Origin of the sequence: Pseudomonas sp. (assembly GCF_049645325.1) — a bacterium.
Taxonomy (GTDB): Bacteria; Pseudomonadota; Gammaproteobacteria; order Pseudomonadales; family Pseudomonadaceae; genus Aquipseudomonas.
In genome coordinates, this window is record NZ_JBARTQ010000485.1 from 1 (window position 1) to 2,801 (window position 2,801).

General features: G+C 59.6%; 2 protein-coding genes. Both read left to right on the top strand.

What is annotated here, in order from left to right; all coding sequences use genetic code 11:
- The first annotated feature begins 236 nt into the window (after nt 1-236).
- A complete protein-coding gene (locus WBB95_RS20825; protein ID WP_424489299.1) occupies nt 237-1,496 on the top strand; it encodes an AGE family epimerase/isomerase in 1,260 nt (419 codons plus the stop codon).
- A 104-nt stretch (nt 1,497-1,600) separates the two neighbouring features.
- Nucleotides 1,601-2,801 (top strand): ABC transporter substrate-binding protein (locus tag WBB95_RS20830; RefSeq protein WP_424489300.1); only part of this gene is annotated, 1,201 nt, incomplete at its 3' end.

Sequence of the window (2,801 nt, forward strand, 5' to 3'; positions counted from 1 at the left end):
TCGCAGCCCAGCGCGGGGCAAGCCCGTTCACCACAAAAAACCACCCGCTACCTAAGCTTGCTCACAACAAAACCCGCTCACCATTAAAGCTGCGCCTCCCACAGCAAGCCCCTTCAGCCTATAAAACCCTTTCAATTGTCACCATGCAGTGACATTTCCCCTCCGCTTCGTTACTTGCCCTCACCTCACCCTTGTTTAGACTCGGGTCATCCCATAAAAAATAATAAGGGCCACTCATGACCACGCAACCACTGCCTGCCAGCAGCTGGCTGAACGCACCTGCCCATCACACTTGGCTCGCCACCGAAGGCCAGCGCCTGCTGGCATTTGCCAAAGCCTCGCGACTGCCAGACGGCTTCGGCAACCTCGATGACAAAGGCCAGCTGCCGGCCGATGCCCACGCCGAAACCATGAACACTGCCCGCATGACCCACAGTTTCGCCATGGCCCATGCCATGGGGCTGCCCGGTTATGCCGAGTTAGTGGCACAGGGTGTTGCGGCCCTCAGTGGCCCTTTGCGCGACAGCGAACACGGTGGCTGGTTTGCCGCGCCACAGGCCCTCGATGGCAACCGTGGCAAGGCCGCCTACCTTCATGCATTCGTCGCCCTGGCCGCCAGTTCTGCGGTCGTGGTGGGCGCGCCGGGTGCGCAGAACCTGCTGAATGACGCCATCCATATCATCGACCAGTTTTTCTGGAGTGAAGACGAAGGCGTCATGCTCGAGTCCTTCGCCCAGGACTGGAGCGCTGTGGAAGCCTATCGCGGCGCCAACAGCAATATGCACGCCACCGAAGCCTTCTTGGCCCTGGCCGACGTGACCGGTGACACGCGCTGGCTCGACCGTGCGCTGCGCATTGTCGAGCGCGTGATCCACTCCCACGCCGCCGGTAATCAGTTCATGGTCATCGAGCATTTCGACGCGCACTGGAAACCCTTGCTCGGTTACAACGAAGACAACCCTGCCGACGGCTTTCGCCCCTACGGCATCACCCCCGGCCACGGTTTTGAATGGGCGCGGCTGGTGCTGCACCTCGAAGCGGCGCGCCTGCAAGCCGGGCTGGCCACGCCGGACTGGCTGCTGACCGACGCCAAGGGCCTGTTCGCCAGCGCCTGCGAGTACGCCTGGGCCGTGGACGGTGCTCCCGGCATCGTCTACACCCTGGACTGGAACCATCGCCCCGTGGTGCGCGAGCGCCTGCACTGGACCCACGCCGAAGCCAGCGCGGCTGCCCAAGCGTTGCTCAAGCGCACGGGCGAGCTGCATTACGAAACGTGGTACAGGCGGTTCTGGGAGTTCTGCGACACCTACTTTATCGACCGAATCCACGGCAGCTGGCATCACGAACTGAGCCCGCATAACCAACCCAGCAGCAAGATCTGGGGCGGCAAACCGGACCTGTACCATGCCTGGCAAGCGGTGGTGCTGCCTGCGCTACCCTTGGCACCCAGCATGGCCAGTGCTTTAGGTCGGGGTTTGTATGTCACCAAGTGGTGACATTTGTACGTCCCTTTGTTACCTGCGCCTTGAAAATCCCTGTTTAAACTCCGTGCAGCGCAAGCTCTAGACTTGCATGCATAACAACAAGAAAAGGTACTCAGATGAACGCGATTAATCGCCTCGCCGTTGCTATTTCCATTGCCTCGTTGTTTCCCCTCAGTGCATTTGCCGCCGACTCGAAAGGGACGGTTGAAGTTGTGCATTGGTGGACCTCAGGCGGTGAAAAAGCAGCTGTAGACGTACTGAAGGCTCAAGTTGAGAAAGACGGTTTCGTCTGGAAAGACGGTGCCGTAGCCGGTGGCGGCGGTGCCACTGCCATGACCGTGCTGAAAAGCCGCGCAGTGGCCGGCAACCCGCCAGGCGTTGCCCAGATCAAAGGCCCGGACATCCAGGAATGGGCGTCGACCGGCCTGCTCGACACTGACGTCCTGAAAGACGTCGCCAAAGAAGAGAAGTGGGATTCCCTGCTCGACAAGAAAGTCTCCGACACCGTGAAGTACGAAGGTAACTACGTTGCCGTACCGGTGAACATCCACCGCGTGAACTGGCTGTGGATCAACCCGGAAGTCTTCAAGAAAGCCGGTATCACCAAAAACCCGACCACCCTCGAAGAATTCTACGCAGCCGGCGACAAGCTGAAAGCGGCGGGCTTCATTCCGCTCGCCCACGGTGGCCAGCCTTGGCAGGACAGCACTGTGTTCGAAGCCGTGGTTTTGTCGGTGATGGGTGCAGATGGCTACAAGAAAGCCCTGGTTGACCTCGACAACGCTGCGCTGACCGGCCCTGAAATGGTCAAGTCGCTCACCGAGTTGAAGAAAGTCGCGACCTACATGGACGTTGACGGCAAAGGCCAGGACTGGAACCTCGAAGCAGGCAAGGTCATCAATGGCAAGGCCGGCATGCAGATCATGGGTGACTGGGCCAAGTCCGAATGGACCGCCGCCAAGAAAGTCGCCGGCAAAGACTACGAGTGCGTAGCCTTCCCGGGCACCGACAAAGCCTTCACCTACAACATCGACTCCCTGGCGGTGTTCAAGCAGAAAGACAAAGGCACTGCTGCCGGTCAGCAAGATATTGCCAAAATCGTGCTGGGTGAAAACTTCCAGAAAGTCTTCAGCATCAACAAAGGTTCGATCCCTGTGCGGACCGACATGCTGCAGAAAATGGACTCGTACGGTTTCGACTCTTGCGCCCAGACCGCCGCCAAGGACTTCCTGGCTGATGCCAAGACCGGCGGCCTGCAACCAAGCATGGCGCACAACATGGCCACTACCCTGGCCGTGCAAGGTGCGTTCTTTGATG

What these genes read in the sequence shown, in the direction of transcription:
- WBB95_RS20825 (WP_424489299.1), top strand. Translation starts at nt 237, where the DNA reads ATGACCACGCAACCACTGCCTGCCAGCAGCTGGCTGAACGCACCTGCC.